This window comes from Rhizobium sp. USDA 4016, assembly GCF_056279705.1.
Map to the genome: position 1 here is coordinate 127,136 of NZ_JBWCCY010000001.1, position 23,926 is coordinate 151,061.

General features: G+C 58.8%; 23 protein-coding genes and 2 pseudogenes. 6 read left to right on the top strand and 19 right to left on the bottom strand.

The genetic code is table 11. The annotated features are described in order from the left end of the window. Positions 1-4 precede the first annotated feature (4 nt). The 5 genes from ACZ9DP_RS00565 (at position 5) to ACZ9DP_RS00585 (ending at position 4,774) form a co-directional block, all read left to right on the top strand. Positions 5-946 (top strand): ABC transporter permease, encoded by a 942-nt coding sequence (locus tag ACZ9DP_RS00565; RefSeq protein WP_476199689.1) that lies wholly within the window; start codon positions 5-7, stop codon positions 944-946. 5 nt (positions 947-951) lie between these two features. Beyond that, entirely contained in the window at positions 952-1,950 is a 999-nt protein-coding gene (locus tag ACZ9DP_RS00570; RefSeq protein WP_476199726.1) for an ABC transporter permease, read from the top strand. Between the two features lie 62 nt (positions 1,951-2,012). Next, positions 2,013-3,113, top strand: coding sequence for an NAD(P)-dependent alcohol dehydrogenase (locus ACZ9DP_RS00575; RefSeq protein ID WP_015341899.1), 1,101 nt, complete (start codon positions 2,013-2,015; stop codon positions 3,111-3,113). Between the two features lie 11 nt (positions 3,114-3,124). Continuing rightward, the gene (locus ACZ9DP_RS00580) at positions 3,125-3,436 is read left to right on the top strand and encodes a putative quinol monooxygenase (RefSeq protein WP_015341900.1); all 312 of its coding nucleotides are present in this window, start codon (positions 3,125-3,127) and stop codon (positions 3,434-3,436) included. A 75-nt stretch (positions 3,437-3,511) separates the two neighbouring features. Beyond that, entirely contained in the window at positions 3,512-4,774 is a 1,263-nt protein-coding gene (locus ACZ9DP_RS00585; protein ID WP_476199691.1) for an NAD(P)/FAD-dependent oxidoreductase, read from the top strand. 776 nt (positions 4,775-5,550) lie between these two features. Here ACZ9DP_RS00585 and ACZ9DP_RS00590 read toward each other — a convergent pair. The 14 genes and pseudogenes from ACZ9DP_RS00590 to ACZ9DP_RS00655 all read right to left on the bottom strand — a co-directional run. Continuing rightward, positions 5,551-5,673, bottom strand: a pseudogene (locus ACZ9DP_RS00590) (IS6 family transposase); the annotation flags it as partial. Continuing rightward, on the bottom strand, positions 5,673-6,653 hold the full coding sequence (locus tag ACZ9DP_RS00595) for an AraC family transcriptional regulator (protein ID WP_245425017.1): 981 nt from the start codon (positions 6,651-6,653) through the stop codon (positions 5,673-5,675). The pseudogene ACZ9DP_RS00590 and the gene ACZ9DP_RS00595, both read right to left, overlap by 1 nt. Positions 6,654-6,800: 147 nt before the next feature. Continuing rightward, positions 6,801-7,000 (bottom strand): annotated as a pseudogene (locus tag ACZ9DP_RS00600) (IS6 family transposase); the annotation flags it as partial. A gap of 6 nt (positions 7,001-7,006) precedes the next feature. Beyond that, positions 7,007-7,810: a 3,4-dihydroxy-2-butanone-4-phosphate synthase gene (ribB, locus tag ACZ9DP_RS00605; RefSeq protein ID WP_476199693.1), complete on the bottom strand. Its 804-nt coding sequence runs from the start codon at positions 7,808-7,810 to the stop codon at positions 7,007-7,009. 15 nt (positions 7,811-7,825) lie between these two features. Next, entirely contained in the window at positions 7,826-8,335 is a 510-nt protein-coding gene (locus ACZ9DP_RS00610) for an NADPH-dependent FMN reductase (protein WP_168318602.1), read from the bottom strand. A 16-nt stretch (positions 8,336-8,351) separates the two neighbouring features. Further along, a complete protein-coding gene (locus tag ACZ9DP_RS00615) occupies positions 8,352-9,365 on the bottom strand; it encodes an ABC transporter permease (RefSeq protein WP_004130109.1) in 1,014 nt (337 codons plus the stop codon). Between the two features lie 12 nt (positions 9,366-9,377). Then, the gene (locus tag ACZ9DP_RS00620) at positions 9,378-10,346 is read right to left on the bottom strand and encodes an ABC transporter permease (protein ID WP_476199696.1); all 969 of its coding nucleotides are present in this window, start codon (positions 10,344-10,346) and stop codon (positions 9,378-9,380) included. Further along, the gene (locus ACZ9DP_RS00625) at positions 10,346-11,905 is read right to left on the bottom strand and encodes a sugar ABC transporter ATP-binding protein (RefSeq protein WP_097607825.1); all 1,560 of its coding nucleotides are present in this window, start codon (positions 11,903-11,905) and stop codon (positions 10,346-10,348) included. Before ACZ9DP_RS00625 ends, ACZ9DP_RS00620 begins: the two co-directional genes overlap by 1 nt. Before the next feature lie 506 nt (positions 11,906-12,411). Then, complete coding sequence (locus ACZ9DP_RS00630; protein WP_168318604.1) at positions 12,412-12,810, bottom strand: GFA family protein; 399 nt, start codon at positions 12,808-12,810, stop codon at positions 12,412-12,414. A 2-nt stretch (positions 12,811-12,812) separates the two neighbouring features. Continuing rightward, positions 12,813-14,063, bottom strand: coding sequence for an LL-diaminopimelate aminotransferase (locus tag ACZ9DP_RS00635; protein WP_245275958.1), 1,251 nt, complete (start codon positions 14,061-14,063; stop codon positions 12,813-12,815). A gap of 43 nt (positions 14,064-14,106) precedes the next feature. Beyond that, entirely contained in the window at positions 14,107-15,276 is a 1,170-nt protein-coding gene (locus ACZ9DP_RS00640) for an ABC transporter substrate-binding protein (RefSeq protein ID WP_013984725.1), read from the bottom strand. Positions 15,277-15,404: 128 nt separating this feature from the next. After that, on the bottom strand, positions 15,405-16,529 hold the full coding sequence (locus tag ACZ9DP_RS00645; RefSeq protein WP_097607827.1) for an LLM class flavin-dependent oxidoreductase: 1,125 nt from the start codon (positions 16,527-16,529) through the stop codon (positions 15,405-15,407). 55 nt (positions 16,530-16,584) lie between these two features. Continuing rightward, on the bottom strand, positions 16,585-16,986 hold the full coding sequence (locus tag ACZ9DP_RS00650; protein ID WP_018328914.1) for a carboxymuconolactone decarboxylase family protein: 402 nt from the start codon (positions 16,984-16,986) through the stop codon (positions 16,585-16,587). A gap of 89 nt (positions 16,987-17,075) precedes the next feature. Then, positions 17,076-17,585: a flavin reductase family protein gene (locus tag ACZ9DP_RS00655; protein WP_013984728.1), complete on the bottom strand. Its 510-nt coding sequence runs from the start codon at positions 17,583-17,585 to the stop codon at positions 17,076-17,078. A 130-nt stretch (positions 17,586-17,715) separates the two neighbouring features. Here ACZ9DP_RS00655 and ACZ9DP_RS00660 point away from each other — a divergent pair, with 130 nt between their 5' ends. Next, positions 17,716-18,483, top strand: coding sequence for an SDR family oxidoreductase (locus ACZ9DP_RS00660; protein WP_004130089.1), 768 nt, complete (start codon positions 17,716-17,718; stop codon positions 18,481-18,483). Between the two features lie 365 nt (positions 18,484-18,848). On the opposite strand, the gene ACZ9DP_RS00665 is transcribed toward ACZ9DP_RS00660, so the two are convergent. The 5 genes from ACZ9DP_RS00665 to ACZ9DP_RS00685 form a co-directional block, all read right to left on the bottom strand. Then, positions 18,849-20,081: an alpha/beta fold hydrolase gene (locus ACZ9DP_RS00665; protein ID WP_476199699.1), complete on the bottom strand. Its 1,233-nt coding sequence runs from the start codon at positions 20,079-20,081 to the stop codon at positions 18,849-18,851. A gap of 108 nt (positions 20,082-20,189) precedes the next feature. Next, on the bottom strand, positions 20,190-20,879 hold the full coding sequence (locus ACZ9DP_RS00670) for a GntR family transcriptional regulator (RefSeq protein ID WP_168318606.1): 690 nt from the start codon (positions 20,877-20,879) through the stop codon (positions 20,190-20,192). 151 nt (positions 20,880-21,030) lie between these two features. Further along, the gene (locus ACZ9DP_RS00675) at positions 21,031-21,807 is read right to left on the bottom strand and encodes an N-acyl homoserine lactonase family protein (protein ID WP_097607829.1); all 777 of its coding nucleotides are present in this window, start codon (positions 21,805-21,807) and stop codon (positions 21,031-21,033) included. Between the two features lie 21 nt (positions 21,808-21,828). Beyond that, positions 21,829-22,953 (bottom strand): zinc-dependent alcohol dehydrogenase family protein, encoded by a 1,125-nt coding sequence (locus ACZ9DP_RS00680; RefSeq protein ID WP_476199701.1) that lies wholly within the window; start codon positions 22,951-22,953, stop codon positions 21,829-21,831. Between the two features lie 12 nt (positions 22,954-22,965). After that, positions 22,966-23,859, bottom strand: a complete 894-nt coding sequence (locus ACZ9DP_RS00685; RefSeq protein WP_097607831.1) for an MBL fold metallo-hydrolase — start codon at positions 23,857-23,859, stop codon at positions 22,966-22,968. Positions 23,860-23,926 lie beyond the last annotated feature (67 nt).

Genomic DNA, 23,926 nt, shown 5'->3' on the forward strand with positions numbered 1-23,926 from the left:
ATACATGAATACCGTCGCAAACTTCCTGAAGACTCCTTACCGGGCGGGTGCGATCCGGCTGTCGATCGGGACGCTATTCGTGCTGGTGGTCGCCTCGGTCATCCTGCTTCCAGAATTTCTGGCGCCGGAGAATCTGTCGAACCTGCTGGCCCAATCTACTGTTCTTGTCATTTCTGCGCTCGGCCAGACCTTTGTGATCCTGACGGGCGGCCTGGACGTTTCCGTTGGTTCGATCATCAGCGTGACGACCACGATCATGACACTCGACATGCCAGAGGTTGTCCGTGTCGTGCTTTGCATTGCGGTTGCGATCGCATTCGGACTGGCCAACGGATACGGCGTAGCCAGGCTTAACGTCCACCCGATCATCATGACCCTGGCAACCATGGGGATCGGCCAGGGACTGGCGCTTATTATCCTCCCGATCCCCGGCGGGAAGGTGCCTGATTGGCTGTCGGCGTCAGTCGCGGGTTCGGTCGGGCCCGTGCCGAACTCGCTGCTCTGGCTGATCGCCGCCGCCGTCGTTGCTGCCTGGATGCTTTATCGCAGGCCGTTTGGCCTTTACCTGTTCGCTTCGGGGGGTAACGATTTCAATGCCCGCATGAATGGCGTCCCGGTCGAGCGCACAGTCATCAAAGCCTACATCCTGTCGGCGCTATTTGCTTGTGCTGCCGGGATGTTCCTCGCGGGCCGCCTTGCCTCGGGCGATCCCAAGGGGGGTGCCACCTTCGGAATTGAATCCGTTACCGCAGCAGCGCTCGGGGGTGTTCACCTAGCTGGCGGTATAGGCAGCATCCTCGGCACTGTCGCCGGCGCGGCTATCCTCGGCATCGTCAACAACGTGATGAACCTCGCCAACGTCTCGGCATTCCTCCAGTCGGTCGTGAAGGGCCTTCTGCTGCTGGCACTCGTCGTCTCGCAGCGTCGCAAAACGATCGGACTTTGAAAGAGATGGACCTCTCGATGACCACAGCAGATGCGAAAATTGAGACGCCATCCCGCACTCTCACGGCCAAGCGCACACTTTCCTGGGTGCTCGGCTTGCCCCCGGCATATTACGTGCTCGCAATCCTGATCGCTTTGGCCCCCGCGGTAAGTGCGACGCTGATCAATCCGAACTATTGGTTCGTGATCCTGAAACAGTCAGCGCCGCTCGGGATCGCGGTGCTGGCGCAATCTCTTGTCATGCGGGTGCGTTCGATTGATCTCTCGGTCAGTGGCGTGTTTGCTTTTTCGATCTATCTCGCCAGCTCCGGGCTCCTCAACAGTTACCCGCCCTTCGTCACGGTCCTGATGCCGATCGTCATCGGCCTTGCCGTCGGTCTGATCAACGGCGCCCTCGTGGCCTATGTCCGCGCCTCCGCGGTCATCGCGACGCTGAGCGTATCGGCGATCCTCATCGGGATCGTCCAGTTCATGAGTTCCGGCCGTGCACCGGGTTCGACACCAAGCTGGCTTCGCGTCCTGACGAGCGGGAACATCTGCGGCCTGTCTTACTCCGTTATCGTCTGGATCGGGATTTCCGTGGTCGTCGCACTAGCGTTCCGCTTCCTGATCCTCGGGCGCTACTTCCGCGCTGTCGGCGACAATCCGAGGGCGGCGGAGATAACAGGCATACCTCTGGCTCGAACGATTTTTGTCTCGCATACGTTGGCGGGCACGCTGACGGGCATCGCCGCCCTGGTTCAGGTGTCTGCGCTGGCCGTTGGAACGATCAAGCCCGGCTTCGACACCTTCATGAACGCTCTCGCCGCGACGATTCTCGGTGGGGTGACGTTCGGCGTCGACCGCGGCGGCGTCGCGGGGCCTTTCGTGGCGGTCGTCGCCTTCAGTTTCCTATTTGCGATGTTGACCGTGTTCGGCATCCAGGAGCCCGGCAAGCTTATCGTCCAGGGCGGGATCATCGCTCTTGCGGCGATCATTTACGGCGCACGCGTCGGTCGCGTCTAGCCCGCACAGGATGCCAGACAGGTCATTCCCGGTGTCAACGCGGGAGAATGCAGGAGAAAAGCATGGTGAAGATAACGGCGGCTGTGGCCGTAAAACCGAAAGCTCCGCTGGAGTTTCGTGAACTTGAGCTGGCGGATCCCGAAGGCAATGAAATTCTTGTGCGAACGGTCGCCACGGGCATCTGCCATACGGACCTGTTGCTCCGTGATGGGATTTTTGGGCCTCCCGCCCCGGTCATACCGGGACATGAAGGTGTTGGCATCGTCGAAGCCATCGGGGCGGACGTCCAGGGTTTAAGGGTGGGCGACCACGTTGCGCTCAGCCAGAGTTCATGTGGCTTCTGCGGCGATTGCCGGCGCTCTCACCCGATGAACTGCCAGAACTACACCCAGTACAATCTGACGGGGCTTCGTCCGAACGGCAAAAAGGCCTTGCTTTGTGATGAAGTCGGCATCGGCAGCAACTTTGTCGGCCAGTCATCCTTCGCGACCCACATCCTGGCGACTGAGAACAACGCCGCGCAGCTTCCCAAGGATTTCGACCTGACGAATGCGGCCCCGCTCGGTTGCGGCATGGCAACGGGGGCAGGTACCGTCATCAACGCCATGAAGCCGGAGATCGGACAAACCATTGCCGTGTTCGGCGCCGGAGCAGTGGGCATGGCTGCGGTGATGGCCGCCAAGGTCCGGCGGTGCAGCAAGATCATCATCATCGACCTGAACGAGCAGCGTTTGGCGATGGCCAAGACGTTGGGCGCGACCCATGCTATCAACGGCAGGGACCCAGACGTCGTGGAGCAGATCCACGCCTTGACGGGCGGCGGTGCCGATTTTGCGATCGATGCCGTGGGTATCATTCCCGTCATCCTGAATACCATCAAATGCACGCGGGCAGGGGGCCATGTCGTCCTCCTCGGGCTCGACGCGCTCGGCAAGGATATTCCAATCCCGCTGGACCTCATGGTCTTCAACCGGAAAATTCAGGGTGCCATCCTCGGAGACCAGATCCCCCAGCTCTTCATTCCCCAACTGGTCGAGCTGAACCAGGCCGGCCTATTCCCGTTCCAGAAGCTGATCACAAAGTATCCGTTCGAGAAAATCAACGAGGCCATCGCCGATGCCGAAGCTGGCCGCGTGATCAAGCCCGTCATCGTCTTCAATTAGGAGCTTCCCACATGCCATCGAGCAAGTCCGACGAACAGCATCTCATTGTTGAGTTTAAAACATCGACGCGTAACCGGGACCGTGTCAACACACTGCTCCAGGAGTTTGTCGGCCCTGCCCGCGAGGAAGAGGGCTGCCTCTACTACAATCTCTACCAGCGCTCCGACGAGCCGAATACGTTCTTCATTCTCGATGGTTGGGCAAACGAGGAGGCAGCCGCGCGTCACGGAGAATCTCCGAACGTCAAGCGTGTTCTCGAACCGTTGCTTCCGTTGCTGGTAAGCCCCCCTTCCATCATTGTGAGCAGTCGCATCAGCGACTGAGCTTGCGATCGTGCAACACCGAAAGACGCGCTTGATCCGAGGCGGGTTTTTTCCAAAGGCTCGCGGGAGGACGAAATGGAGCATCGAGTTGTCATCGTGGGAGGCGGTTTCGCCGGCCTCCAATTGGCCAAGGATCTCAAATGTCCAAACCTCTCGATCACGATCATCGACAGACGCAATCATCACCTGTTCCAGCCGCTGCTCTATCAGGTCGCCACGACCGTCTTGGCGACCTCCGAGATTGCCTGGCCCATTCGCGCAGTATTCCGTGGAAGGAAAGATGTCACGACGCTTCTTGGCGAGGTCGTGGGCGTCGATGTCGAGAAGCGGCTCGTCTCGCTCAAGGGCGGCCATGCCATTCCCTACGATACTCTTGTTCTCGCAACGGGGGCCCGTCACGCGTATTTCGGCCGGGATGAATGGGAGCCCTTCGCGCCCGGACTGAAGGCGTTGGAAGACGCCACCACGATCCGCCGTCGCCTTCTCCTGGCGTTCGAAAAAGCGGAGCTGGAAACCGATCCCCAAGCGCGGGCGGGGCTGCTGACCTTCTCGATAATCGGCGCCGGGCCGACAGGCGTCGAAATGGCCGGGATCATCGCCGAACTGGCTCGAAGGACGCTTGTCGAGGAATTCAGAAACATCGATACGACTTCGGCGCGCATTCTTCTTATAGAGGCAGGGCCGCGTATTCTGCCTGTTTTTCATGAGGCGTTATCGCAATACGCCGAGCGATCCCTTGCGTCGATGGGCGTCGAGGTTCGCACGGGAAGGCCCGTGACCGACTGCACCGAGGAAGGCATATTGATTGGGGACGAGTTTGTCCCGAGCCGCACGGTCATATGGGCGGCGGGCGTGCAAGCATCCAAGGCCGCCGTGTGGGTGGGGGCGGAGACCGATCGAGCGGGGCGTGCTATCGTGCAGCCCGACCTCACGGTCTTCGAACACCCGGACATCTTCGTTGTCGGCGATACCGCTAGCGTTAAGACCGGCGACGGAATGCTGGTTCCTGGTATCGCGCCTGCCGCAAAGCAGCAGGGAAAATACGTCGCCCAAATGATCAAGGCCCGCCTCAACCAGCGCTCAGCGCCGCCTGCCTTCAAGTACAGGCATCTTGGCAATCTTGCGACCATAGGACCAAGCTCCGCGGTGATCGATTTCGGCAGGCTGCGGCTCAAGGGCACCATCGCCTGGTGGATCTGGGGCCTTGCCCACATCTACTTTTTGATCGGAACAAGGAGCCGTATGGCGGTCGCGCTAAGCTGGCTTTGGGCATTTACCTTCGGCCACCACTCTGCTCGCCTCATTACCCAGAAGGAGACGCTTAAGGACGAGGTCTAGCCGCAGGGGCTGCAAACGATATTCTTCAGCTTAGAACCCAGCTTGTACAGCCGGCGGTCAAAGTCAATGCCCCGTCTGCCGATCACGACCGCTCTGAAGCGCAACCCAGAGCCGATTGGCCGGTGGTCAGTTGAGTTCAAGCAAGGAATTTTGGCCTTCCCGTCTATGAGTATCAACTAAATTCCTAACGCCTCGATCGAGTACGAGATGGTAGTTCGACAATGACAACATGGAACCTTTGTCCTCTCCAGATGGCATCCTTGCGATGGCTGGCACGAGGGAAGACGATTGCTGTGATTTCCCAAATAGAGGGCAGGAGAGTAGACGATATCGAGCGCTGCTTGAACGATGCCTTGTTGCTGCTCGGAGTGCAGACCCTCGACGACGCTTTTCGAAAAATCGAAATAGCTCGCTGTGACCGAACTTAAAGCGATTTTAGCATGCGCATTGACGGTATTTGGAATTGCCCGAGGGCGATTGTTCCATAATATATCTTACCTGATTTTAGATAAGTCTTTCGAATTATTGGATAAAAGTGGATTTTATTTTGCGCCCAATGGCGTGAAATTGACGGGGCCTCGTCCCTCACATCGAAACATCAAATTCCGTGACGTTTATGCTTCGGCCTCGAGGCCGTTGTTTCGATCCGTGGCAAGAAGCATTGGCTCTGGCGTGCCGTAGATCAGGCACGATTGGAATGGAAACAAGCATCAGCAGCGGGCTGATGTGCGGCCCGCATGGCCGCCTTGGTATGGCGGTGGCTATGTCTGAGCACCTAGATGCCACTTGTCGCCGATCCGACCGGAACTGCGGCGGCGAATGTCGTTGGCAAAAGGTACGACCAATTTCCCTGCCCACAGGCGGATCGACTGGTGCGAGACAATGATCCCCCGAGCGCCTATGATATACGCAATGTTTCCGAGGGAAGTACTCCATAGCGCTTGCGATAGTCCGCAGAAAACCTGCCTTTATTTACGAAGCCCCATTTCAGAGCGACCTGCGTGACCGAGAGGCTAGGCTCGCCTGTCATCAGTTCCTGATGCACTGATTCCAACCGTAGGTGCTGCAGAAATGCCAGAGGGGTCGTATTTCGGAAGTTGCGAAAACCGTTCTGAAGAGTGCGTCGGCTTACGCCACAAGCCGTTGCGATTTCCTCAAGAGATAGCGGCCGAGCAATATTGGCACGCATATAGTCGACCGCCCGTTTAACGGCCTTGGGTAAGGGTGGTTCAGCAGCGCGGCATAACTCAGGTGAGTAGCGATGCTGCGCAGCTTCGATCAAAAGCTCCATCGTCGTTTCGGTGAGGTGACTAAGTGCTATCGGTGATTGTTGGAGGATTCCGTCTCGTAATCCAGCATACAGCACTGGTACAAGTTGCACCAAAAGAGAGCCGAACCCGACCGACAGGTCGATTTCTGGCGAAAAATTAAGGCTGCCTCTTATTGGCGTATTGAGCCGACGTCCTAAGCGGCGCGTCAGTTCATCGTGGGCGATCCTAAGACCCAAATGTTTCGTGGGCCCAATGAACTGGATTGTACTCGCCGACATGCTGTTCACGAAAACGCCACGCCTTCCCTCTGACGGGATTTGTCTGCCGTCCACGGTAACGACCGATTGGCCATATAGTGGAAGCATGACTATGTTTGCCTCCGCCGGTCCCCGGTGCTGGACCGTGAGGTCGCCCTCGTAGTGCGCGGCAATAACTGCAATCGGGCCATTGGCGATCGCATGTATATCGTAGGCGATCGTCTTAGCGCCCTCTATATGCACTGGTGATTGCGGGGAAAGCCTGGAAAGCGCTTCCGCGAGTTCCTCGCTGCAGGTGCCTTTGAGCGAGAAATGGTCAATCTTAGAGGGGGACACTCTCAAACTCTCCATTCATCACTTCCTTCACGAAACGGTATCCGAGCATGAGGTCCGCCTATCGCCATCGAGGGGCGGTTGTGGAACAGGTGGGCAATCCCGTCATGGATGGAGCCGAAGCGCTACACCCGGCATGAACACTCGGTTTGCAGCATCGTAGGATCGAAGCTTGTTGATGGCGAAGGTACGACCAAATTTCTCTGCCCACAGGCGGATCGTCTGGTGCGAGACAATGCAGGACCGGCCAGATGTCCTTGACCATCCGCAGGCGCAAAAGCGAAACGGAAAGAAAGCCACACCGCCTGGGCAATAATTTCAGTAGGAAAGCGGTGGCGGCGATCAAGTGGATCACGGTTTGTCATGCCCAATCATCGGACAGCGAACCCAAGGTCCGTTCCCCCCGTCGGCACCTTCAAAACGCGCTTTTCTTCTGGTGTATCGGAGGCCACCAACGCAGGAGTTCCGCTCTCCCTCTGCGGGCAGGTGGAACGTCTGCTCGTCAGATACGAAACATTGGACATCGCCATCGCCGCGGCTGCGTGATCGACACGAAGGCCGCTTTCGTCGATCTCGCGGCAATATTCGATCAGGGCTTCGATGGTCACCATGAGGAGGCCATGTCGCTCGGCGAATTCACTGAGCTCCGGAAGACGCGCCATAGTGCCGTCGTCGTTGGCGATTTCGCAGATGACACCCGCTGGCTCGAGCCCGGCCAGCCGAGCCAAATCCACCGCGGCTTCCGTATGGCCGGGGCGTCCGAGAACACCAGATGGGTTTGCCCTCAGAGGCAGTATGTGGCCTGGCCGGGACAGGTCCTCCGGCATCGTCGATGCGTCGGCGAGCGCCCTGATGGTCTTGGCGCGGTCTTCTGCGGAAATCCCGGTCGATACGCCTTGCATCAGGTCCACCGAGACAGTGAACGCTGTCTTCATGGAATCCGAGTTACGCTCCACCATGAGGGGGATATCCAGTTCGTCTAGCCGGTCCCCGGTCATCGGAACGCAGATCAGGCCGCGCGCATAACGCATCATGAAGGCAACATGATCGTTCGTCACCTTGTCCGCGGCAACCAGGATGTCGCCTTCGTTTTCCCGGTTTTCGTCGTCCACGACGATGATCATCTCTCCGGCGGCGATTGCTTTAACCGCGCTCTCGATGGAAGCAAACTTCATGGTCTTCTCCTTGAACTAAACATGGCCCAGAGTGCGTGCGAGTTCGCGGTCGACCCGCGCCCGGAGTTCCGCAGACGGTGCCGAATCTGGAAAGTCGCCGTCCATCGCATAGATGAAGTCACCGCGAACCTCGGCTTTGAAGAAGCCCATCAATGATCGCAGGTGAGCCTCGACGTGCTCGCCATGGGCCTCGGCCTTACCCGTTGCGAATATCAATACGGGTTTCCCCTGCAGAGCTGTCATTTCGAAGAGGTCGAAAAGATGCTTGAGAAGACCGGTCATCGAGGACTTGAAGACCGGTGTCCCCACGACGAGGACGTCCGAAGACTGGATTGTGTCAAGGACGTTCGCAAGTCCAGCAGGAGCCTCCGAACGCCACAGGGTGGTTCCTAAAACCGGGAGAACATCGACCAGGTCAAACAGGTACCGGGCGTGCCCGGGCGGGACGCTCGAGAGTGCGTATTCCCCGAGCGCCCGCGTCTTCGAGGGGCGCGAGACATTGCCGGTTATCGCGACAATCTTCAATTTGCCGGCCTTTCGATCAGATCTGGTTGCGGATATGCGGGGTACGAGCGTAGACGGCCACCATCGGCACGATCAGCAGACCCACGATCGCCTGTTGCGCGGCAAAACTCAGGCCCAGCCCGACCAGCAGGGACGTCATTACTGTCAATACGAGTACCCCGAGAACGGTTGCCCCGTATCCGCCTGCGCCTCCAAGCAACGAGGTGCCGCCGATCACAACGGCCGCAACGGTGGTGAAGAGATATGGATCTCCGACGCCAACGAATCCGCCGCCGGAAAACCCGAGCAGCAGTACGCCCGTCAGTGCCGACATCGCTCCACTGATACCGTGAATACTAGTCCAGACCTTGGTTTCGGAAATGCCAAGCCGTGCCGCTGCAGTCCTGCTGCCTCCAACCGCGTAGATGGAACGGCCAAACCAGGTGTTGTACAGAGCCCAGATGGTCGCAAGCGTTATGAGCAGCCAAACCAGCACCACCGGCGGCAGGGAAAGCCCGAAGGTCTTCCCGTTGAACGCGGCGAAATTCCGGAGCCAGTTCGGTACGGGGGCGAAAACCGTGCCGCCATAGTCGGAACCGATGGAGGTGTACAGCTGTACCGCACCGACAAATGCGAAGCCGACCCCCAGGGACATGATGAGAGCCTGGCCCTGCAGCCTGAAGCTCAAAAAGCCGTTCGCCACCCCGATTGCTGCTCCCAGGATAACGACCACTATTACGGCCAGCCAGGCAGGCATGCCGGTGACCAACAGGCTTGGGAAGAGAATGTTCGCTCCCCCGATGACATAGGGAATGGAGAGATCAAGCGCGCCGACCATGGCACATAGCGTCTGTCCCAACGATGCAAGCCCCAGGAAAGCGGCAAGCAGCAATATCGAACGCGCGTTACGGGGCGAGATGAACCCCGGAACAAGGATCGTACCCAGCACGAGAAGTGCGGCAAGCAGACCAAAGCCAATCACGATGCTGCGCTGCAGCTTTACCGATCGTCCTGTTTGGCTCATCGTCTGTTCCGTTGCGAGTAAAGTCATTACAAGTCCTCCCTAGAAAGCCGGGCGCCGGGCCGTCATGAATACGTTGACGAGGAGCGATGCCACGAGGATCAGGCCGAAAGCCATTTGCGTCACGAACCCTGTCACGCTTCCGAAACTGAAGGCGGAAAGCAGGTACGAGATGAGGAACATGTTCAGCGCACCAAGCGTCGACCCCAAAGCCCCCCCTCTCCCGCCAGCCAGGTTTGCGCCACCGAGCACCAGGGCGGTAACTGCCTGGAGCGTGTAGCTGCTTCCCTGGGTAGGATCGCCCGAAGAGATCAATGCCGTATAGCTGAGCGCGGCAAGGCCAACGAAGACGCCGCCGAGGAGATGGGCGCAGATACGTACGGTGTCGACTTTCACTCCGCTCGTGTAGGCCATCCGTTCGTCGGCGCCTGTCATGCGGAGGTGGGAGTAAAAGGTGGTCCGGCGCATAACGGCCCAAAGAGCGAACGCCCCCAGGACGATAATCAGCACCGGAGATAAGATCGTGGTTCCTGCTCCCCACGTCATCATCCAGTCCGGCGCGACGCCGCCGGGCCTTGACATGACCATGAGGTTCACGCCTGAAAGGACGAGGAAGCTGGAAAGCGTGACGATGATGGGGGCGACCCGGACGTAGATGATGATGAGCGCCTGCAGCAACTGGTACAGTGCGCCGACTGCTACCACCCAGCAAACTACCGCGAGTGGCGACGTGTAACCACTTGCCGAGAGCCAGCCGATCAGGGTGACGTTCACGAAACCCATCAACGGGCCAACGGAAAGATCAACCGAACCGCGTCCTGCCATCACGATCGGTGTCAGGGCGAGCGTTGTGAGGATCAAAGGTGCTGCGACGATGATTGCTCCGCCCATTCCGGTTGCGGTGAACAGCCGCGGCGACAGCAAGGCTGCGGCGACGAGCAACACTCCGAAAAGAACGAGCGGTACGGCCAGCGACCTGTCGAGCGCAGGAAATCCAAAACGTTGCGACATCAGTGTGCCTTTCTCTCTTTGGAGAATTCCATGGTGTCGGCAACCGAGCGGCCGAACATTGCAGCGAGAATGGTTTCTTCGTTGATGTCCGGGCCGTCGAGGGAGCGATGGATGCTCCCTTTGTGAAAGACATCGACACGGTCGGCGAAACCAAGAAACTCCTCGATCTCGCTCGAAAGGTAGATTACCGAGCCGCCACCTTCAGCAAACAGCCGAAGCTCGCGATACAGGTCGCGTTTGGTGTTGAGGTCCACGCCCCGAGCAGGGTCGTTAAGAACGATCACTCTGGGATCATTGGCGAAGGCACGACCGATCAGGACCTTCTGCTGGTTACCACCGGAAAGGGACGTAATCCGGTTGTCCGGGTGGCCGATCTTGACGCGGAGCCGTTCGACTTCCCGAGCAAACGTCTGCTTCAGCTTTTTCCGCCTGATGACACCGAACGGCCCGAGGTTCTTCTGATAGATACCGATGGCGAGGTTCTCGAATATGCTCTGCTGCGGGAAAATTCCTTCCCGCTTCCGGTCTCCGGAGACGTACACAATGCCCTTATTCGCCGCGTCGTCGAGCGTGCTGACTTTGACGAGACCGGTGCTTTCCCTATTCAGGATCCGGACCTCCCCTCCGAACGGCGAGATAATCCTTGCGACCAGTCGCACGAAGGCGTCCTGGCCCTGGCCGTCCAGTCCCGCAACGCCCACGATAGATCCCTGCGGAAGGACGAAGTCGAACGGTTGCGATGCCTCCTGGGGGCGCGCGCCATGGACGGAAAGAGCCTCCTTTCGATCACCCGACAGGCCCGGTGCAGACGTTGAAGCAGCGGCGGAAATTTGGCGGTCTTGAGGGGTCATCATGCGCAGGAGGTTGGCCTCGGTGATCTCGGATTTTTCAAGGACACCGACAGTGAAACCGTCTCTCAGTATCGTCGCCCGATCGGCGATACGGACCAGCTCGGCGATGCGGTGCGTGACGATGATTACCGCGCAACCCTCGGACCGGAGCCGATCGATCTCTTCGTGGAGGCGGACGGTCGCGTCGAGATCGAGTGCAGCCGAGGACTCGTCCAGGATCAAGACCTTGGGTTTCCTCAGAACGGCCCGGGCGATAACGATCCATTGCTTGATGCTGAGCGGAAGATCACCGACGTTCTGCCGGAGATCGACATGCTTTCCCACCAGGCGGTCCAGAAGGCTTTGCGCAACGCTTTCACGTTCCTTGGAGGATTTCCGAAGCGAGAACAGGTCCTCGCTTCCCACGAAAAGGTTGTCGAGGACACTTGCCTCATCCGCGACAAGGACTTCCTGGAAGATCGTAGCGAGACCAACCTCTTTGGCATCGACTGGCGAGGTGATGGACTTGCCAAGGATCAGCACAGATCCTGCATCGGCAGCGATAACGCCGGACATGATCTTCGCCATGGTGCTCTTGCCGCTGCCATTCTCGCCAACGATCGCGTGCACCTCTCCTGCCCTGGCCACAAAATCGCATTTCTTCAAAGCCTTCGTTTCACCAAACGATTTGGCAACGGCCGTCATGCTTACGGCGACGTCATTCGTCATGCCGATCCTCCCTCTAGGCAGCAGCAAATCGTGCCAGGACATCCGATGTCCGGGCCTTGCTGAATTGTAACTGCCGTCTTTTAAACGCTCCGAGAACTCGCTCGGTGAACTATAGAATGACAGATTGTCTGCTAATCTGTCAATAGTGTCGCCACGCCGATATCGGGATGTCGGGTTGATTTCGATGAAACCGGTTGGTCGCTCGACGCCCTCAAAGTTAAAAGCATGTTGTCACGCACCTGACGTCGGTCAGAGGTTCTCGATCGGAGTTCCGCCCGATCGGAAGCGATCTGGCAGCCATCGCGATCAAGACAGGACCAAAGCACTATTGAGGGTGTCCGCTAATCTGATGAAGGCAACCGTTTCGATTGGGGGCATACGGACATCCCAACCTCCGCGCGTCGAACGCGGCAAGTGCCATTCGATCATCCAGCCCTTCCCCGCTGGGGGGAGCGGGCAGATCGAACTCATGGTCGATGGGCCCCTGGCGCGCGCAACCGTGGAGATCACGGGAACTCTTCGAAGTTTTCCTTCGCGGGGTCGTGAGCAAGCCACGGCCTGGCATGGGACACCCAGACGTTTGACCCAGGAACCGAACCAGGATCAGTGTCAAAAGTGCCTGCCCGCAGCACCTTCATCTCCGGGTTGGCAGGCCGTTCGGCATAAACGTGCGAACCACACCGTGAGCAGAACCACCTCAGTTTCCCAGGGGTCGACTCAAAGCTGTGAAGGACGTCCTCGCCGGAAGTCAGCTTGAAGTTCTCACTCTTCACCTTGGCGGCAGTGTTATGATCGGCCGCATGGGACTTTCTGCACGTCTGGCAGAAGCAGTTCCACATCGGGCCATCCAGTTCCGACACTTCGTACTGGACCGCTTTACATTGGCAAGATCCGAGGATCGGCATCTTCAAAATCCTTTCATCGCTTTATCGAGTTGTGGCTGTCGCGCGCTCGCAGAAAGCCACCGCTTCAGGTTCCGTGCAGCCTGCCGGATTCTGTCTTCGTTCTCCACGAAAGCCAGCCGTACGTATTCGTCACCCATCTCGCCGAAACCGATGCCAGGCGAAATCGCGACCTGTGCCTTCTCGAGCACGAGCTTCGAAAACTCCAGCGAGCCAAGGTGTCGGAAATGCGGGGGTATCTTCGCCCATGCGAACATCGTCGCCGCAGGAGCTGGAACGTCGAAGCCGGCATCGGCAAAGGTCTTCACCAGTGTATCTCTGCGCGTCCTGTAGATGTCTCTTGCCCGCGCGGCGTCCTCCCCGTCCGAGTTTAGGGCATGGGCGGCGGCGACCTGTATCGGCGTAAATGCTCCGTAGTCCAGGTACGATTTCACGCGCGTCAACGCTCGGATGAGCCGTTCGTTACCCACCGCAAACCCAACGCGCCAACCGGGCATCGAGAATGTCTTCGACATCGAGGAGAATTCGACGGCCACGTCGATCGCGCCGGGGACTTCGAGAACAGACGGCGGCGGGGGACCGTCGAAGTAGATTTCAGCGTAGGCGATATCCGACAGAACGATGAGATCGTGCTTCTTCGCGAAGGCGATGACGTCCTTATAGAAATCGAGCGTCGCGACGCGAGCGGTGGGGTTTGACGGGTAGCTTATGATGAGCGCCAGAGGCTTCGGTACCGAATGCCGCACCGCCATTTCGAGAGCTTGGAAGAAGGTCTCATCCGGCTCGACCGGTACCGACCTTATCACGCCCCCTGCCATGAGAAATCCGAACGTATGAATCGGATAGGAAGGGTTCGGACAGAGAATGACATCCCCGGGGGCGGTTATGGCCTGTGCCATGTTCGCAAAACCCTCCTTGGACCCGAGCGTCGCAACAACCTGGGTATCCGGATCAAGCTTCACATTAAACCGGCGGGCGTAATACGCAGCCTTGGCGCGGCGAAGCCCGATAATGCCCTTGGAAGCCGAATAGCGGTGCGTGCGCGGATGCTGCACCGCTTCGCATAGCTTGTCCACAACCCAGCTTGGCGTGGGAAGATCGGGATTGCCCATTCCAAGATCGATGATGTCGACTCCGGCCGCGCGCGCGCTGGACTTGAGACGGTTCACCTGGTCGAAGACGTAGGGGGGCAAACGCTGTATCTTGTGGAATTCCAACTTCTGGTTCCTTATCGTGGGTCCTCCGCGCCGACGGATGAAGCCGGCGCGGAGGTCGCGGGACAACTTGGGAGGTCGTCGATTACTTCTTCGGCCGCCAGGCCAGCGGATCTTCCGGGCGCTCGAAGTACTGTGCTGCTACGTCCGCGGGCCACCATGCATCGCCCTTGGGCTCGATCCACGCCGTGGAGTTCGGATCGCAATCTTCCGGAATTGCTTCCTTCACATCGTCGATCGTGTAGGGAAGAGCCGGTCGCAGGATCGACTGGATCTTCGGCCCCTGGCCTTGGAGCGTCCTCATCATCACGTCCCACACCAGGCGGGCGTCAGCCCGCGGCGGCCAGAAATGGAAGCTCTGGCTGATGAAGTCGGGATTGTTGCGCCAGTAGCACGCCGCCGACGCCTCGCCGCCGAGGACGATTGGCATCATGTCGCGCCCGGACTGCTGGACCGCGTTGACGACACCGTTTTCCGAGGCCGACTGGACGAGGATACCAGCGATTTCGGTAGGGTTGGTCGCGAGGAATTTCTGGACTTCGACCTGGGCGACCTGATCGGTCCACTTGCCGGCGACATCGCCCACGACGGTGATGTCCTTGTACTCGTCGAACGCCTTCTTGGCACCGACATTGAAGCTGTCGGATGATGCGAAGCCCGGGATGCCCGAAACCGTCAGCACGTTGCCCTTGCCGCCGATTTCCTCCGCCAGCCATTTCGCGGCCGTATAACCGCCCTGGGTGTTGTTTTCGGTCGCATTGATCGCGTAGGGCGATGTCACGTAACCCGAGAACGAGAACACCGGAACGCCCTTGGAGTGCGCGTATTCGATGGTCTGGTTGATGGCCGTCACGTTCGAGCAGCAGATGATGATAGCATCGACGCCGTCGTCGACCATCTGGCGCATCTGCTGGATTTGCGTCGCGTCCTTCAGGTCGGACTGCGTGACGACAAGCTCAGATACCAGTCCAGCCTCCTTGTATTTCGGAAGCAGAACCTCGTTCAATTCAGTGAGGATCTGGGCACGCCACGTGTTGCCTGCATAAGTGGATGCGTAGCCGATTTTCCATGGCGGCGGCCGCTTCGCCACAAAATCCTTGAGCGGCGTACCACCGAGGGGAATTGCCGGGTCCACGAGCTCGTAAAGCTGCTTCTGGTCCGGTGGTAGCGAGTCTAAGCCGTCCGCGAATGCGGCGGTGGTCATCAGGCCTAGCCCGGTGATCACGCTCAATGCGGTGTAAACCTTCTTTAGCATGTGTAGGGTCTCCTCCCCTCTGTGCATCCGCTACAGCAGTTGACGCCGTTGGCGTCGAGCCACGGAATTGGTGAAACGTGTTTCGATTTCGGATTGGTGGCGGGCGGCTTGCGCCGCCCGCCGAACGGTCAGTTCCTGAGGCCAGCCTGTCTCAGCAGGGGCATGACGCGGTCGTTGAAGAACGGCAACTCTTCGTTGTAGTCGACCATTGTGAGAAGCGCGCCGTCGACGCCCGTGTTGCTCAATCCGACGAGCTTGTCGGCGACCTGTTCCGGCGTTCCGACGATCGGGTAGCCGCCCCAGCCAGCGATAAAGCGCTCCTTGAACTTCTGGTACATCTCTGCCGAGTGGTTCTGTGACTGAACCTGAAGAACCTCGCAGATGTTTTCGCAGGCTTCCCAATCGCCCTTCTGGTTCACGTAGTAGTCGTAGTAATCCCGGGCTTCCTTTTCGGTCTCGCGAACGACGACCGGGCACGCGGTGAAGGTTCCGAGTTCGCGCTTGTATTCCTCGCGAGCCAGCTCCTTCACCTTCTTCACCCAGGCTGCGCCCGATTCCATGTCCTGCATGAAGCCGAAGTTGAAGTCGCAGAACTTGGCTGTGAAGTGCAGGCCCTTGCCCGACGAACCGGCGCAGATGAGGACCGGGCGACCCGTCTCCTTGTTGTAGGGCTTCGGCTCGCTGAACGCGTCTTTCACCTTGAGGAACTGGCCGTCAAAGGTGACGCCGTTCTTCGTCCACAGAGATTCGACGATTTCCATCCATTCCGTGGCATATTCGTAGCGGGTGTCGTGTTCCATCATCGGAACGCCGAACATCTCCATTTCCGGGGTAAACCAACCCGTCACCAGGTTCAGGCCGTATCGGCCCTTCGAAATATTGTCGATCGTTGTCGCCATCTTCGTCGCGACGATCGGGTTCAGGGTCGGGATATGCGTCGTCGAGAAAAACTGCAGCTTCGTGGTCACGGCAGCCAGGGCCGCGGCCCACGTGAACGTGTCCATGTTCACGCCGTTGAAGTTCGTCGGCCCGCCGAAACCGCGCCATCGGGCGATCGGCACCATGCATTCCCAGCCGGCCGCTTCGAGCTTTTTGGCAATTTCGACATTGTGTTCGAAGCTCGGTTCGAACGTTGATTCCGCGGTGGTGATGGCGCAAGCGCTGGAACAATTCGTTCCGAATACGCCAAGCTTCAGCTTGTTGCCGTTAAACATCGGGTTTCCGGCGGCGCGGAAATCATCGCTGGTCGTCATATTGAAGTCTCCTCCACAGAGTTAGTCTGTTCCCGGCCCGAAAGCCGGGCACCGATTAGATACCCATGTCCTCGAAGACTTCCTGCGCGACGCGGAAGCTGTCGATCGCCGCGGGCACGCCGCAATAGATCGCGACCTGAAGGAAAACTTCGCGAAGCTCGTCCTTGCTGAGGCCGTTATTGATCGCGCCGCGAACGTGCAGCTTCAACTCGTGGGGGCGGTTAAGGGCGGAAATCATGCCAAGATTGAGAAGGCTGCGCGAACGGCGGTCGAGGCCGGGCCTGTTCCAGATCTCGTTCCAGCAATACTCGGTGACAAGCTCCTGCATCGGCCAGTTGAACTCGGTCGCCTTGTTTACCGAAGCGTCCACATATGCACCGCCGAGAACCTCCCGACGGGTCTGCAGACCCTTTTCGAACCGTTCACTGACGGGACGCCCATTCACTTGCGATTTCATATCGGTGGCAATAGTCACGGATCAAACTCCTCATTATCGGCCGAAAGGCATTTGGTGGATGTCATAGGCCGAATGCTCGGCCAAACGTTTCAGGCGGCAGCATCGATCAGCGCTGCCGATCTAACCAATTTCCCGTCCTCGTAGAGGAGCGGGGCAATATTCTCGATAAACCGGGCCTCGATGACTTCCCCGAGAACGACGTCATGGGTGCCAACGGAGACTGCGGAGTTGAGGCTGCAAACGAATGCGGCCTGGGCGTCGCCGAGGACGGGAACTCCGCCAGCCCCGATCCACTCACCGTGAGCGAACCTCTCCTCTCCCTTCAGTTTTCCACTGAACAGCGGAACCAAAGGCGCATGGCTAAGATGCAGCATGTTGACTGCGAATTTCCCCGCCAGCTTGAGCGGGCCGCTGATCGAAGCCGATTGGTTGATGCAAACCAGGAGGGTCGGCGGGTCAGCCGTCACCGACTGGACGGCGGTTGCAGCCATGCCGTAACGGGCACCTTCCCATTCCGTTGTGATCAGGCAAATTGTCGATGTGAACCGGCGTAAAGCGGTCTTGAACGCCGCTTGCGCTGCTATTTCAGCACCAGCCATGGTTACCTCCCCCAAGTCATTCGTGACCCAAGATAAGCAGATTGGCAGACAATCTGTCAACACGTTTTATTGGTCATTGACAGATTGTCTGCGAAAATGTTTTCTCGGGGCACTGAAAGAGGAGACGATTATGGATCTGGAATCGAAAGTCTGTGTGGTGACCGGGGCTGGCAGCGGGATCGGGCGCGCAACAGCTGAACTGTTTGCGCGCCAGGGCGCTAAGGTTGGCGTCGTCGACGTCAACATCGATGCAGCACGAGACGTCGCCCGAGAAATTGGGACGGATGCGATCGCGCTAAAAGCCGATGTGTCTTCCTCCGCCGAAGTCGAGGCGTTGGTCAGGTCAGTTAAGGAAAAATGGGGGCGTATTGACGTTCTCGTCAACAACGCGGGGTTCGGAATGACGGGAAACGTCACCACCATCGCCGAATCCGACTGGGACCGGATCATGGCGGTGAATGTGAAGGGGATCTTCCTCTGCTCGAAATACGTGGTTCCGATTATGGCGGAACAGGGCAACGGATCGATTATTAACACGACCTCATACACCGCCGTGTCAGCCATCGCCAACCGCACGGCCTACGTAGCGTCGAAAGGCGCGATCTCGGCACTCACGAGAGCCATGGCACTGGACCACGCAAAAGACGGGATCCGCGTCAACGCTGTCGCCCCCGGGACGATCGACTCGCCCTATTTCACCAAGATTTTTGCGGAAGCGGCGGACCCACAAGCCCTGCGGGAAGACTTCAACGCCCGTGCAGCCTTGCACCGGATGGGCAACCCGGAAGAGATCGCCGAGGCGATGCTCTTTCTCGCTTCGGACCGCTCGCGGTTTGCGACCGGAAGCATTCTCACAGTCGACGGAGGATCGTCGATCGGGAACCACTTGGTGCGCTGAAGCACATAGGTGCTGGCGGGTGCCTCCTACTTGACCACGGGAGGCATTTTTACTGTGGTACTACGTGTCGGAAACACAGAGACCCGCGGTGGGGAAAGATAGAGATCACGCGCAAAGCTGCGTGATCAAGACCCTGCGATGAGACGTCGCTACGGCGCTTTATAGGCGCATCGCCGCGCCTGATCCTTCCCCCAGATAGCGGGAATTTTCCCAATTCCACACCGGAACTTCTCGGGAGCGCGTGAGGGATGCCGCCTGCGATGCCGGCCCTGAGACGCCAATTGCAAAGCCTCGGTATGCGCCCGCCCGCTTTCGCATGCGATCGCCCGGCGGCTGCACCGGGCGACCAGAGTCAATCCAACCGCTTAGCGAGCGGCTTGCCGTACGAAATCGAGCCCTTTGACAAGATAGCTCCGGAAGAAGTTCGGGTGTTCACACATTGGAAAGTGACCTAGTCCGCCCATAACGAGGTGGAGGCATCCCGGAATAAGTTCGGCGAGCTTGGCACCGTCGGCCGGCGTGGCTGAGTAGTCATAGTCGCCCGAGAGCAGCGCCACCGGGGTGCGTGACGGGTCAATGCGGGGAGCTGTCACTGCTCCGTCGAACTCGTCGCTGTAGAAGGAAAGATCGCCTGGGTAAACTCCGGGTGCTCCCTGCGAATAGATCCAGCTTGACCTCCTGCGCTCCCCCGCGGGGCTCAGTGGGCTCATGATCCCTCTGACATATGCCGAGTTATGAAGTGAGCCGTGTACGTTTACGTTGTGCTGGTAGGAGTTCCGTCGTCCCTTGGAGCGGAAAGGTGGCTCGATCGCCACGATCCCGAGGATATGCTCCGGCCGTTCCGCCGCGAGAACCAGCGACATTGCCGCGCCCATGGACCCACCCGCGACAATCGCCTTTTCGCGAACCACCTGTTCGAGAATGGCCGTGCACCATTTCAGGTAGAGCGATGCCGTGAGCTTGTAGAGTGCTCCGTCCCACGTCAGCGGCGGCATGGACCGACCGTGGAATGGTAGGTCAACCGCGATCAGCCTGTAGCTTTTCGCAAGCTCGGTGTCCGCCAGCTGAGGCATGAATTGGCGGCTATCTGCTCCGGCGGTGTGAAGAAACAGGACCGGCACCCCCTCACCTGCTTCTTCGTAATATATTTCATGGGGGACGTCATCGATATTGACGACGGCATACTGCCCCCGAATTTGACGCAGGTCGCGTTGCGCACGCTCCGCTTTCATCTCGGGGGACGTGACGACGAGCTCGAACACCCGTTCGAGAGCCGGGCGTGCTTTCGCGAGGTCGAGCGGTGAGCCGGCGATCTCGAAGAGAGGGTTTGCAAGCTGCAACGCCGTGAAGGAGTGAAAGGTAGCCGGCGGCGGCGTCATCAGAACCTGATCCCAGGCGTCCGTGGTGGCCCTCACTGTCACCTGGGGGTCACTGCTTTCCCCCGAGATCTCCGCGCCGCCTTCAGCGAAATCGAGGGCGATCACCTGATCGCCGACGTAGAAGGCGATCTTTATCGTCAGGTCCGGAGTGAGCCGGGGCAATTCCTGATCCCCAAGAGCCTCCGACATGCGGGACCGCAATTCATTAAAAATGCCCAAAGCAACCTCCCTGTTCGAACGAGCGCCAGGCCGCACGCGTCGGCAGCGCCATGACTTCGAATAAGCAGATTATCAGACAATCTGTCAATACCGGCTAATGCCGCTTCTTCAATCGCCGTCGTTTTCAGAGGTTTTACGCAGGTAGTCCAACGCGACTTTGGCCGCCATATCGATGTGGTACTTGCAGGCTGCGGCGGCTTTCGGTCCGTTTCGGTCGGTAATGGCCGCAGCGATCTCCTTTATCTCTTCCACACTGTGGTTCAAGCGCCCCGGCTGCGTCATCGACGTCATGCGCAGGAGCGTCACCCGATTGTGGAGCGATGTCAGCATTTGCTTGACGAAGACGTTTCCGCTCCCTTGCATCAGGCAGTCGTAAAACGCGGTTTTCGCCTTGATGAGCCTGCTACCGCCGCCGTTTGCCGCGGCTTCCGCAAACTCAGTAACCGCCTCATTGAGTGTATGGATATCCTGGGCGGTTCCGTTTTCAGCGAATTCCTTTCCAGCATAGCTCTCGAGCAAAGCCCTGACGCTGTAAAGCTGAGCGGCTTCTTCGTAAGTGATAGTGCTGACGACGGGGCCGCGGTGCGGATAGCTGGTAATGAGGCCCTCGGCCTCGAGTTGTCGAAGCGCCTCGCGGATTGATGTTCGTCCGACACCGATCGACTCGCAGAGTTCTCGCTCAACGAGGCGCTGACCCGGCTTGAAACGGCCGCTGGATATCGCCTGCCGCAGTTTATCTTCTACCTGAGTGCGCAAAGTGGCACTCTGCCGTGCAATCTGTAAATCCATATCACCCATGGGATCCAAAAGTCCGTTTTACCAAGGCCGGAACCGGCCGCGCAAGTCATGGTACTATATGGTGGGTTATCCCGATGAGACAACCCGATTGTCTGACGAAAGCGAAGAACACCCTAGCCTGGCCTCTTACCGGACATTCCATGCGTCCCCATTACCGTAGAACCTTTGCAAATGCGAGATCCGGTGACAGCGATGGGAAACTCGTCAGGACTGCGGGATCGTGGCCTGGAACGAGTACTCCGGACGGTCCTGAAAGCTCACGGAGAGTTCGGTATCCCTCCAGTACATCGGCGTAATCGGCGAAAAGCGGAAAGACGTCGTCATGCTCCAGATAGCGTTGAAAATGGAGTGCGTCCGATGCGATAACGACGACGTCATTGCCATCGTCCAGCCTCACGACCTGAAGGCCCCTAGAATGACCGCCGACGAGATGGATAGTGAGCCCCTCCATAATCTCGCCGTTCCCGTCGTGGAAGCACACCCTGCCGGAAAACGTCAGGCGGACCGCATCGACTACGGCGTCCACTGCAAAGGGACGCCGAAGACGATCATGGCACATGCATCGTCCTGTACCGTAGGCCATCTCCCGATCCTGCAAGTGGAACCGGGCTTCGGGGAAGTCCGCAAGGTTTCCCGCGTGATCATAGTGAAGATGCGTGATGACGACGTCGGTAATGGACGATGCGGAAATCCCGAGCTGGCGAAGCGCCTCGACCGGATGGATCAACATGGTCCTCCCGCGCCTTTCAGCCTCCTGCGGGCTAAACCCGGTGTCAACCAGGATCAGACGTTCACCATGGCGGATCAACCAAACGAAATACTCGATCCTGCCCGGGGCGTCGTGGGGATCTCCTGCTTCCAGGCCGAGTTCGCCAACGGGCCGAACCGCAGTGCCGTAATGTATCGCCAGGACTTTCCAGTCGGTCAAATTCTCGCTCCTTCCGCAGGCTCAAGGAACCAGCAGATGCCGGATCACCTCGCCACGGTCTAACCGGTCGAAGGCCTCGTTGATTTCCTCAAGCGGGCCAGTGCTGGACAACAGTCTCTCCACGGGCAACCTACCCTTGAGGAACAGGTCGATATAGCGGGGAACATCGCGCGAAGGTACGCAGGACCCCATGTAGCTGCCTTTGATGACGCGTTCTTCCCCGACAAGAGGAAGCGGCGAGATCTCGAATTTGGTGTTCACGTTCGCCAGACCCGCTGTGGCCGTCGTGCCGCCGCGCCGCGTAATGCCATACGCGGTTTCGAACGCTTTGCTCGACCCTGCCATCTCGATGGCGTAGTCCACTCCCCCGCGGGTCGCTTCCTTGACCTCGCCGATGACATCAGGCGTGGTTGCCAGGAAGGTACGCGTCGCGCCCAGCGCCTTAGCCAACTCAAGCTTCTCCGGCATCAAATCGATGGCGACGATCTCGCTTGCCCCGCTAGCCACCGCTCCGAGGACGGCCGACAACCCCACGCCTCCCAGGCCGATGACGGCGACCGACTGCCCCGGCTTCACGCCACATGTATTTACGACGGCACCGACGCCTGTCATCACGGCGCATCCGAACAAGGCCGCCATGGTGACGTCCACGTCTTTGGTGATCTTGACGACCGAGTGCGCCGACACGACCGCGTATTCCGAAAACGCCGATACGACGCTGTGATGGTTGATATCGTAGCCCCGAAGACGGATATGCTTGCTACCGTTCAACAATGTCCCGGCGGCGTTTGCGCGATAGCCCGGCTCACAGAGGCTTGCGCGTCCTCCCGCGCAGTAATCGCAGTGTCCGCAGATGGGCAGGAACGACATCACGACGTGATCGCCAACCTTCACTGTATCCACACCGGGTCCGATTTCTTCGACAATGCCGGACGCTTCATGCCCCAACGCGACAGGCAATGGACGGGGGCGGTCGCCATTTATCGCCGACAGGTCGGAGTGGCACACACCAGCGGCCTTGATTTTGACCAGGACCTCAAGATTGCCCGGAGGCGCCAGGTCGACGGTCTCGACACTGAGAGGCCGCGAACTTGCATACGGCTTGGGAAGCCCTGACTCTCGGAGAATGACTGATTTCATCTGCATTGTCGCGTATTCCTATCTCGAGAGCATCTGCATGGCGGCGGGTACGTAGCGGAAGCCTTCCCCCTCCCGGGCGACGTTGCCGAGCCCGGGCCACGCAAAGTGATAGGACATCACTGGTATGCGGTCTGTCGCGAGCATATCCAGCACCCGTGTGCGCGACCGCGCCGAGAGCTTGGGATCGGTGTCGTACTTGAACTCCATCCACGGGCGTTCCATCAGCAGGATATGATGATGGGTCAGATCGCCGAGGAAGCAGAGCCGATCGTTGCCCGACTGCATGAGGAAGCAGAAGTGGCCCAAGGTGTGGCCTGGAGCGTGCACTGCCTGCACGCCCGGCAGAAACTCCTGACCGTCCACGAAATGAGTTATCCGATCACGGTGTGGAAGAAGGTTCCTCCGGGCATTTTCCACCTGGGCCTTGAAAGCGTCATCAAGCTTGCCTCCGTCGGTCCAGTCATCGAAGTCGCTTTCGCTTATGAAGATCTCCGCGTTGGGAAAATTAAGCTTGCCGTCCTGATCGCAAAGTCCGCCGGTGTGGTCGATGTGTGCGTGGGACAACACCACGGCATCGACTTCCAAAGTGTCGATCCCTGCCTCCTGCATGCTCTTCAGCAGGCGACCGGTCGTCGGCCCGAAAATCTTCGACGTCCCCATCCCGGTGTCGAACAGGATGGTCTTTCCGTTGATTTTGACCAGCGGGATGTTCTGCTCGAGGGTCACCGACGAACTGGACAGGAAGTTCCTGTCGAGCATTTCCGTCACCGTGGCTGCGTCGACCCCGAGGAAATTCTCCCGTGGGTCGCCCAATTCCAACGGTCCGTCCGAAAGTACCGTTATTTCGCCGCTTCCGAACTTGAACGGATAGAAATAGGGCAACTTAGTCTGATGCGCTTGGTCATTGAGCACGCCGCTTATCCTCCCAGATTGGCTGCACTATTTGACAGATTGTATGAAAATCTGTCAACACAATAGT

Coding starts and splice junctions, on each gene's coding strand:
- ACZ9DP_RS00565 (WP_476199689.1), top strand. CDS start 5: ATGAATACCGTCGCAAACTTCCTGAAGACTCCTTACCGGGCGGGTGCG.
- ACZ9DP_RS00570 (WP_476199726.1), top strand. CDS start 952: ATGGACCTCTCGATGACCACAGCAGATGCGAAAATTGAGACGCCATCC.
- ACZ9DP_RS00575 (WP_015341899.1), top strand. CDS start 2,013: ATGGTGAAGATAACGGCGGCTGTGGCCGTAAAACCGAAAGCTCCGCTG.
- ACZ9DP_RS00580 (WP_015341900.1), top strand. CDS start 3,125: ATGCCATCGAGCAAGTCCGACGAACAGCATCTCATTGTTGAGTTTAAA.
- ACZ9DP_RS00585 (WP_476199691.1), top strand. CDS start 3,512: ATGGAGCATCGAGTTGTCATCGTGGGAGGCGGTTTCGCCGGCCTCCAA.
- ACZ9DP_RS00595 (WP_245425017.1), bottom strand. CDS start 6,653: ATGGAGAGTTTGAGAGTGTCCCCCTCTAAGATTGACCATTTCTCGCTC.
- ribB (WP_476199693.1), bottom strand. CDS start 7,810: ATGAAGTTTGCTTCCATCGAGAGCGCGGTTAAAGCAATCGCCGCCGGA.
- ACZ9DP_RS00615 (WP_004130109.1), bottom strand. CDS start 9,365: ATGACTTTACTCGCAACGGAACAGACGATGAGCCAAACAGGACGATCG.
- ACZ9DP_RS00620 (WP_476199696.1), bottom strand. CDS start 10,346: ATGTCGCAACGTTTTGGATTTCCTGCGCTCGACAGGTCGCTGGCCGTA.
- ACZ9DP_RS00625 (WP_097607825.1), bottom strand. CDS start 11,905: ATGACGAATGACGTCGCCGTAAGCATGACGGCCGTTGCCAAATCGTTT.
- ACZ9DP_RS00630 (WP_168318604.1), bottom strand. CDS start 12,810: ATGCCGATCCTCGGATCTTGCCAATGTAAAGCGGTCCAGTACGAAGTG.
- ACZ9DP_RS00640 (WP_013984725.1), bottom strand. CDS start 15,276: ATGCTAAAGAAGGTTTACACCGCATTGAGCGTGATCACCGGGCTAGGC.
- ACZ9DP_RS00645 (WP_097607827.1), bottom strand. CDS start 16,529: ATGACGACCAGCGATGATTTCCGCGCCGCCGGAAACCCGATGTTTAAC.
- ACZ9DP_RS00650 (WP_018328914.1), bottom strand. CDS start 16,986: ATGAAATCGCAAGTGAATGGGCGTCCCGTCAGTGAACGGTTCGAAAAG.
- ACZ9DP_RS00655 (WP_013984728.1), bottom strand. CDS start 17,585: ATGGCTGGTGCTGAAATAGCAGCGCAAGCGGCGTTCAAGACCGCTTTA.
- ACZ9DP_RS00660 (WP_004130089.1), top strand. CDS start 17,716: ATGGATCTGGAATCGAAAGTCTGTGTGGTGACCGGGGCTGGCAGCGGG.
- ACZ9DP_RS00670 (WP_168318606.1), bottom strand. CDS start 20,879: ATGGGTGATATGGATTTACAGATTGCACGGCAGAGTGCCACTTTGCGC.
- ACZ9DP_RS00680 (WP_476199701.1), bottom strand. CDS start 22,953: ATGCAGATGAAATCAGTCATTCTCCGAGAGTCAGGGCTTCCCAAGCCG.